The sequence below is a fragment of the Kitasatospora sp. NPDC023176 genome (genome assembly GCF_055560495.1).
On sequence record NZ_JBVHIP010000036.1, the window covers coordinates 69584 to 76071 of the forward strand.

Here is a 6488-nt window from a genome sequence, read left to right on the forward strand (position 1 = left end):
GCTACTTCTCCTGGTTCTCGGCGAGACCCTCACGGGTGTCGCTGTTCTTGATCCCGTCACCCTCGTCGCCGGGGGTGGCGGAGAGTCCCTGCAGAGCCGCCCACCGGGGGTCGGCGGCGTCGTGGTGGTGCGCCGGGTCGTCGCTCAGGCGCGCTCCGCACTCGGAGCACAGGCCCAGGCAGTCTTCCTGGCACACCGGCTGCAGCGGCAGTGCGAGCACCACCGCGTCACGCAGCACCGGCTGGAGGTCGAAGAAATCGCCCTCCAGGCGGTAAGTCTCGTCTTCCGAGTCCTCGTCGAGGTCCTCGGTCCCGGTGGTCCGGGCGCGGTGACGCTCGTCGGACTCCGGGTAGTAGTACAGCTCCTGGAAGTCCACGTCGATGTCGAAGTCGACGGGCTCCAGGCACCGGACGCACTCGCCTTCCACGCGGGCGTCGGCGGTGCCGGTGACCAGCACGCCCTCGACCACGGACTCCAGGCGGAGCTCCAGCTCGATCGGGCTCTTCTCCGGGACACCGATCACGTCGATGATCCCGAAGCCCTCGGGGGCCTCCAGGGTCCGGCTCACCTTACGCATGGCGCCCGGACGACGTCCCAGCTCGTGCGTGTCGAACACGAGGGGGTCGCGGTGGTCGAGGCGGTTCAAGGTGTCCTGACTTCCATAGGGATCAACGCTGTGTTCCCCATTGCGAGTCGGCGTTGCGAGGGCAAGCCGACAGCCGGGCATGGGGATGCCGGAGTGGTCAGACTACCGGAGTCTCCCGCCAGGCCCAACTTCGGCCCCGTCAGGAGACTCCGCGGAGGTCCTCAGCGGCCGCCGAGCTCCCGCAGCCTGGTCATGTCGATCATGCTGGTGTCGAAGAAGCTGGTCTCGTCCAGGTTCTGCTGCTGCTGGTGCGGCACCGCCGGGGGCAGGGCGGGCTGCTGCGGGTAGTTATAGCCGTCGTACGGCTGGGCCGCGTAGCCGTCCTGCTGCTGGGGATAGCCGTAGGCGCCCTGCTGCTGGCCCTGGTAGTCGGGCTGCTGCTGCTGATGCTGTGGGTAGCCGCCCTGCTGGTGGCCCCACTGGGTGTGGTACGGGTCGCCTTGGCCGGCCGGGTCGAAGCCGCCGCCGTACACCTCGGCGTACTGCCCGCCCTGGGGCTGGCCGGCGTGCTGCTGGCCGTCCTGGTGCTGGGCGGTGGCCGCGTACTGGTCGGTGCCGGGGGCCTGCCAGCCGGCTGCGGCCGGGGCCTGCTCGGGCCAGGTCTGCTGCTGGGGGACGTCCTCGCGGTACCAGGCGAGTTCGGCGCCGTCGGCGTCCGCGGCGAAGCCGGCGGCCACCGCCTCGGCGCGCTCCTTGGCCTGCTGGGCCTCGTCGGCGGCGGCCAGGTAGGCGCCCAGCTCGTCGATCGGCTTCTTGCCGAGCAGCTTGTCGCGGCCCTTGCCGACCGCCTCCAGGGTGGCCCTGAGTACGTTCTCCAGGGTGGCGAGCTTCACATCGACGTACTCGTCGACCTCGGGGCTCGGGCTGATCCGCTGCGGCTGGAACTCCTCGCCGTCACTCTCGCCCTCGGTCTCGAAGACGGAGTCGCCGCGGAGCTTGGTGCGGCCGCGGCCGACCGCGCCGAGCGTCTTGGTCAGCACGACCTCGAAGTTGGCGAGCTTGCTGTCCACGTAGTCGTCGGCCTCGACGCGCTTGGTGTCGACGTCGGCACGGGCCTCGGCCAGGATCCGGTCGGCCTCGGCCTGGGCCCGGCGGACCACCTCGGTGTCGGAGATCAGCGAACCGCGCTCGGAGTGCGCGCCCTGGATGATCCGGTCCGCCTCGGCCTGGGCGTCCGCCACCACCAGCTCGTGGTCGGCCATCACCGACTGCGCCTGGGCGAGTTCGGCGGGCAGGGCCGCCTTGAGGTCGTTGAGCAGGCCGATCAGCTCGGCCCGGTTCACCACGCAGGAGGCCGACATCGGCATCGAGCGGGCGTTCTCGACCGCCGCCACGATCTCGTCGACCTTGTTCTGCACGTCCACGGGGGCTTCGTCTTTCCGTGTGCCGCCGACGGTCCGGCGGAGGCAGGCCCGGCGCGGTGGACCTCACCGCAGGGCAGGACTACAGACTGTACGGCCCCCGTGCGGCGAGCTCACAACGCCTGAGTCGACGCGGCCTCCGCCGTCCCGGACAAGCCATGACGAACCGGCAGAAAGGGACCGGCCCCCGCGCGGTCCCCCTGCGCGGCCCTCCCGCACGGCTACTGCGCGGCCTTGCGCTCCGCGATCCGCTCGACCAGGCGGTCGTGCACCGTCTCCGGCAGCAGGTGCGAGACGTCGCCACCGTACGAGGCGACCTCCTTGACCAGCGTCGAGGAGAGGAAGCTGTACGTCGGCGAGGTCGGCACGAACAGCGTCTCCACGCCGGTCAGGCCGTGGTTCATCTGGGCCATCTGCAGCTCGTAGTCGAAGTCGCTGACCGCGCGCAGGCCCTTGATGATCGCGGGGATGCCGCGCTCCCGGCAGAAGTCCACCAGCAGGCCCTGGTGCGACTCGACCACCACGTTCCCGAACCGGGCGGTGACCTCCTCGATCAGGCCGATCCGCTCCTCGACGGTGAACATGCCCTGCTTGTTCCGGTTGATCAGGACCGCGACATGCACCACGTCGTACAGCTTCGAGGCCCGCTCGATGATGTCGAGGTGACCGTTGGTGATCGGGTCGAACGAACCGGGGCAGACGGCTCGGCGCATGGCGTGTGTGCTCCCTCGTGGGGTGACGGCTGCTGCGGGCCGCGGCCCGCTACTCCTGCTCGCTGGCCTCGGCGGCGGCGCGACCGTACCAGAGCGTGCCCTCGCCGTAGCGGCGGGAGCGCAGCACCTCGAAGCCCTCGGGCCAGCCGAACTCGCCGCCACGGGTGCTGCGCTCCACGGTGACGAGTACGTCCGCCGCGAGCCAGCCCCCAGCCAACAGTGTGATCAGCATCTCGCGCACCTCCTCGTCCGTCACCACATAGGGCGGATCGAGGAAGACCAGGTCGTACGGGGCCTGCGGGGGCGGCCCGGCGATCACCTTCTCCGCCCTGGCGGCCCGCACCTCGGCGCCCGGCAGGCCGACCGTGCGGACGTTCTCCCGGATCACCCGGGCCGCCTGGCCGTCCGCCTCGACCAGCAGGACGTGCTCGGCGCCGCGCGACAGCGCCTCCAGGCCGACCGCGCCGGATCCGCCGAACAGGTCCAGCATCCGGATCCCGTGCAGGGTGCCGCGCAGCGCCTCCAGGGTGGAGAACATCGCCTCGCGGGCCTTGTCGGAGGTCGGCCGGGTGCCCCGGCCGGGCGGTACGGCCAGTCGGCGGCCGCCGGCCGCCCCGGCGATCACGCGGGTCATGGTGGGGGAAGGTCCTTTCGTCGCTGCCCGACCACGCTATCCCGATCTCCGCCGGCCCGATCTCCGCCGGTCTGATCTCCGCTGGTCCGATCTCCACACCGTCCGCACGAACGCCGGACCGGCGCGGCCCGGTGGGACGCCCCCCACCGGGCCGCGCCCGCGCACTCAGGCGGTCAGCTCGCCTCGGAGCCCGCGCCCTGGCCCGCGCCCTGGCCCGGGACCGCCGCGCCGAGCAGTGCCGGCGAGGCGTAGCGGGACCAGGACAGGCAGCCGTCGGGCGGGCAGAACTCGGGGCGGCGCGGGTCGTGCCCGAGCTCGCGCAGCTTGGTCCGGACGGAGTCGGGCGTGCGGCCGAAGCGGGCGGCGATCCGGGCGACGGTCTCGCCGTCGTGGAAGCGCCGGACCAGCTCCTCCTCGTGCTGGGGCACCCAGGGGGCACCGTGGCCGGGGTACAGCTCGCGCAGCACGTCGCGGTCGGGGATGGGCTCGGAGACGTCGGCGACGATCGCCAGCGCCCGCAGCGCGCGGTTGAGCGCGATCCGCAGCGAGGCGACGTCCTCGACCGGCAGGCGGAGCTTGCCCGAGGCGAGCGGCGCGGCGGCCGCCCCCTCACGCCAGCCGGTCAGGGTGAGGGTGACCTCTCGGTCGTCGTCGCTGGCGAGTTCGATCCGGAAGACCTTGTCGCCCAGCGGGAGCTCGTTGAGATGACGGAATGCCATGGCAGGACCCCCAAGTGTCGTGCCAGGTACGCACCTTGAGGGTGCGCCCTGAACAACTACATTCTCTCCCGGGGGTCTGACAATCCGGCCTGCCCGAGGGCCCGCTCAGCCCTTCTCCATGTAGGCCGCGCGGTCCTCGTCGAGCAGGCTCTCCAGCGCGGTGCGCAGCTCCGGGTGGGCGGCCAGCTCCGGGTCCTCGGCGACCAGCCGGGTGGCCTCGGTCCGGGCGGTGAGGATGACCTCCTCGTCCTCCAGCACCGAGAGCACCTTGAGCGAGGACTTCACCCCGGACTGCGCCTGGCCCAGCACATCGCCCTCGCGGCGCTGTTCGAGGTCGATCCGGGACAGCTCGAAGCCGTCCAGGGTGCCGGCCACCGCGTCCAGCCGGCCCCGGGCGGCACTGCCCCCGGGCATCTCGCTGACCAGCAGGCACAGGCCCGCCGCGCTGCCCCGGCCGACCCGGCCGCGCAGCTGGTGGAGCTGGGAGACGCCGAAGCGGTCGGCGTCCATGATGACCATCACGGTGGAGTTGGGGACGTTGACGCCGACCTCGATGACGGTGGTGGCGACCAGCACGTCCACCTCCCCGGCCGCGAACCGGCGCATCACGTCATCCTTGGCCTCCGGGGCGAGCCGACCGTGCAGGATCTCCACCCGCAGGCCGCTCAGCGGGCCCTTCACCAGCTGGTCGGCGGTCTCCACCACCGAGAGCGGGGGCCGCCGTTCCTCACTCCCGGCGCCGGCGTCGGCGTCGGTGATGTCCTCGAAGTCCTCCTCGGCCGCCTTGCGCCTCTTCTTCGCGGCCTTCGGGTCGGCGGCGGGCTCCTCGTCCCCGATCCGGGGGCAGACCACGTACGCCTGGTGGCCCTTGCCGACCTCCTCGCGGACCCGTTCCCAGGCCCGGGTGAGGAAGTTGGGCTTCTCCAGCGCCGGGACGACGTGGGTGGAGATCGGCGAGCGGCCGGCCGGGAGCTGGTCCAGGACGGAGGTCTCCAAGTCCCCGAAGACGGTCATCGCGACGGTGCGCGGGATCGGGGTGGCGGTCATCACCAGCAGGTGCGGTGGCTGCTCCCCCTTGGCGCGCAGCGCGTCCCGCTGCTCGACGCCGAAGCGGTGCTGCTCGTCCACCACCACCAGGCCGAGGTCCTGGAACTGGACCTTGTCCTCGATCAGCGCATGGGTGCCGATGGCGATCCCGGCGTCCCCGCAGGCCATGTCCAGCATCGCCTGGCGGCGGGCGGCGGTCCCCATCGAGCCGGTCAGCAGCACCACCCGGGTGCCCTGGTCGGAGCCGCCGAGCATGCCGCCCTCGGCGAGGTCGCCCATCATCTCGACGATCGAGCGGTGGTGCTGCTGGGCCAGTACCTCGGTGGGCGCGAGCAGGACGGCCTGGCCACCGGCGTCCACCACGGCGAGCATGGCGCGCAGCGCGACCAGGGTCTTGCCGGAGCCGACCTCGCCCTGGAGCAGCCGGTGCATCGGGTGCTCGGTCGCCAGGTCGGCGGCGATCTCGGCGGACACCTTCCGCTGGCCCTCGGTGAGGGTGAACGGCAGCCGGGCGTCGAAGGCGTCCAGCAGCCCGCCCGCCCGGGCCTCGCGCGGCTTGGCTGGCAGCGCGGAGTCGGCGGCCCGGCGCTGGGCCAGGGCGACCTGCAGCACGAAGGCCTCGTCCCAGCGCAGCCGGCTCTGGGCGCGCTCGCGGTCGGCCTGGCTGCGCGGCCGGTGGATCAGCTCCAGCGCCTCGGGCAGCGGGATCAGGTCGTGCCGTTCGCGCAGTTCGGCGGGCAGTGGCTCCCCGACGTCGCCGAGGTGCTTGGTGAGCGCGGTCTCGACGCAGATCGACAGCTTCCAGCTGGGCATCTGCGCGCTGGCGCCGTACACCGGGATGAGCCGGCCGGCGAACTGCTCGGCGGCGTCCGACCCCGCGTCCTCGTCGAGCAGCTGGTAGTCGGGCGAGACCAGTTGGCGGCTGCGGTTGAAGACGCCGACCTTGCCGGCGAACAGGCCCTGGGCGCCGGCCCTGAGCTCCTTCTGCCGCCAGCCCTGGTTGAAGAAGACCAGTGAGAGCCGGCTGCGGCCGTCGGTGACCACGACCTCCAGCCGGTCGCCCTTGCGGCCGCGGAACGGGATCAGGGTGACCTTCTCGATCCGGGCCAGCACGGTGACGTGCTCGTCGATGTCCAGCTCGTCCAGGCTGGTGAGCTGGCCGCGTTCGACGTAGCGGCGCGGGTAGTGGTGCAGCAGGTCCCCGACCGTGCGCAGCTTGAGGCTGTCGGCGAGCACCTTCGCGGTGCGGTCGCCGACGAGCTTGGTCAGTGGTTCATCGAGAGCGCCCATCAGGCCCCTGTTTACACCAAGGCACCGACGAACCGGACTGCTACTCGCCCGCTCGCCTCCGGGGCGCTCGGACCCGGT

Annotated in this window: 6 protein-coding genes; all 6 read right to left on the reverse strand. The window is 72.1% G+C overall.

Features of this window, described 5'->3' with window-relative positions:
- Position 1: 1 nt before the first annotated feature.
- Positions 2–646: a YceD family protein gene (locus ACZ3YL_RS34495; RefSeq protein WP_223241861.1), complete on the reverse strand. Its 645-nt coding sequence runs from the start codon at positions 644–646 to the stop codon at positions 2–4.
- Between the two features lie 161 nt (positions 647–807).
- Entirely contained in the window at positions 808–2010 is a 1203-nt protein-coding gene (locus ACZ3YL_RS34500) for an ATP synthase F0 subunit B (RefSeq protein WP_465661301.1), read from the reverse strand.
- A gap of 218 nt (positions 2011–2228) precedes the next feature.
- On the reverse strand, positions 2229–2720 hold the full coding sequence (coaD, locus tag ACZ3YL_RS34505) for a pantetheine-phosphate adenylyltransferase (protein ID WP_188303279.1): 492 nt from the start codon (positions 2718–2720) through the stop codon (positions 2229–2231).
- 49 nt (positions 2721–2769) lie between these two features.
- Entirely contained in the window at positions 2770–3354 is a 585-nt protein-coding gene (gene rsmD, locus ACZ3YL_RS34510; RefSeq protein ID WP_188303278.1) for a 16S rRNA (guanine(966)-N(2))-methyltransferase RsmD, read from the reverse strand.
- 173 nt (positions 3355–3527) lie between these two features.
- Positions 3528–4073, reverse strand: a complete 546-nt coding sequence (locus tag ACZ3YL_RS34515; RefSeq protein WP_188303277.1) for a hypothetical protein — start codon at positions 4071–4073, stop codon at positions 3528–3530.
- 105 nt (positions 4074–4178) lie between these two features.
- Positions 4179–6410, reverse strand: coding sequence for an ATP-dependent DNA helicase RecG (recG, locus tag ACZ3YL_RS34520; RefSeq protein WP_188303276.1), 2232 nt, complete (start codon positions 6408–6410; stop codon positions 4179–4181).
- Between the last annotated feature and the right edge of the window lie 78 nt (positions 6411–6488).